Source organism: Vibrio sp. 779(2023) (assembly GCF_033344285.1).
Lineage (GTDB): Bacteria > Pseudomonadota > Gammaproteobacteria > Enterobacterales > Vibrionaceae > Vibrio > Vibrio alginolyticus.
In genome coordinates this window covers 1-1,614 of the sequence record NZ_JAWPOM010000074.1, presented here as the reverse complement: position 1 = coordinate 1,614, position 1,614 = coordinate 1, and the positions used below count along the sequence as shown (strand labels likewise).

Annotated in this window: 2 protein-coding genes; both read right to left on the bottom strand. The window is 45.5% G+C overall.

The features are described 5' to 3' along the window. On the bottom strand, nucleotides 1-557 hold a 557-nt coding region (locus R8O70_RS24980; protein WP_318184436.1), incomplete at its 3' end, for an OmpA family protein. 2 nt (nucleotides 558-559) lie between these two features. Further along, on the bottom strand, nucleotides 560-1,614 hold a 1,055-nt coding region (locus R8O70_RS24975), incomplete at its 5' end, for a TolC family outer membrane protein (protein WP_318184435.1).

Genomic DNA, 1,614 nt, shown 5'->3' with positions numbered 1-1,614 from the left:
ACTACTGTTGCGGTCACACGTCGGTTCAAAGCATGGCTTACTTCGTCTGTTCCGGTTGTTGCTAAAACCGTATCGCCGTAGCCAACAATAGTAACTCGATCAGGAGTAATACCGTTTTGAAGCAGCGCCTTTCTTACGTTCTCTGCTCGGCGTTTGGAGAGATCTAAATTGTGCTCAGACCCACCTGTGCGGCTCGCGTAACCTTGCAACTCAATGGATGTGCTTGGGTATTCTTTCAAGAAATCTGAGAGTTCTCGAATCTGCTTCGCGAAAACCGGGTTGATTTCGTCTGAATCATTCGCAAATAACACTCGAATTTGCATTTGTTGTGATGAGTTTGCGTAAGATCCGCAGCCATCATTATCAATTTCTGCACCTAATGGTGTGCCTGGACATAAATCGCGCTGGTTAATGACACCGTCGCTGTCGTCATCTTGGTGGTCGGCCCATTGATCTGCAATAGGAGTGTCGATGTAATCGTATTCGTCGCCTCGCTCACTCGAAGAGCTACATGCAGCAACAACTAATGACAGTGCAATAATAGTTATGTTTTTCATAATTAATACTCCACTTTTTCTAGCCATTCTTTCGGCATTTCGACTCTTAACGCACTCAACAATTGGCCAGTTGCGTTCATTACACGATATTTGGCATATTGCTCTGCATATTTTGAATCAAGGTAATCTTTACGCGCTTCAAACAACTCGTTTTCAGTGTTCAGAACGTCTAGTAAGGTTCGTTTACCGATTCGATATTGCTTTTCATACGCGATGACCGTCTCAGCTGCCGAATCAACGTGGTCTGCTAAAAATTCTTTTTGTTGCAGCGTTAAGTCCAGAGCACTCCAAGATAAGCGAAGCCCTTCCTCAACATTACGGTACGCGCCTTCACGTAAGTCTTTCGCTTTGTTGAGTTGGTATGCGAAGTTTTCTGAATTTGCCGCATCGCTACCGCCGTTGAACAAGTTATAGCGTAAACGCAACATGGCGAGAGTTTCATCGCTTCGACCTTTTAAGCCATCCGCATCGTCTTTCCAAGTTTGAGAAGCTTCAATCGAGATCGTCGGGTAGTTAACGCCTTTCGATTGTTTGTATTGGAACTTGGCAGAATCCACATCCGCCAATGCGATTTGAATCACTGGGTGTAATTCAAATGCCAAGCCAACCGCTTCATCGACGGTGTAGGGGATAAAGTTCTGATCAGCTCTTGGAAAAATTAACCCTTGTGGTGTTTGCCCCACCAAGCGGGTAAACATTGTGTGGGAGTCGTAAAGGTTGTTTTGTGCAGCTGCCAGATTACCGTGCGCTTTCGCTAAACGCGCTTCAACCTGTGTTAAGTCCGCAGTCGAGCCGATGCCGGAAGTGACGCGTTTTTTGATGTCCGTATAGATGTCTTTGTGAACGGCAAGATTGTTCTCAGACAGCTTTAAGACTTCATAAGCCTTTACCGCATCTAAGTAGACTTTAGTGACTTCTAATGCCTTGTCTGAAGCATCAGCTAACAGTTGGAATCGCACCGATTCTGCATCCGCAGCGGTACGGTCAATATCGTTTAATGTCGCGCTGCCATCCCAAATTAATTGGGTTAGGGTGATAGACGCTTCTTTTCTCGTAT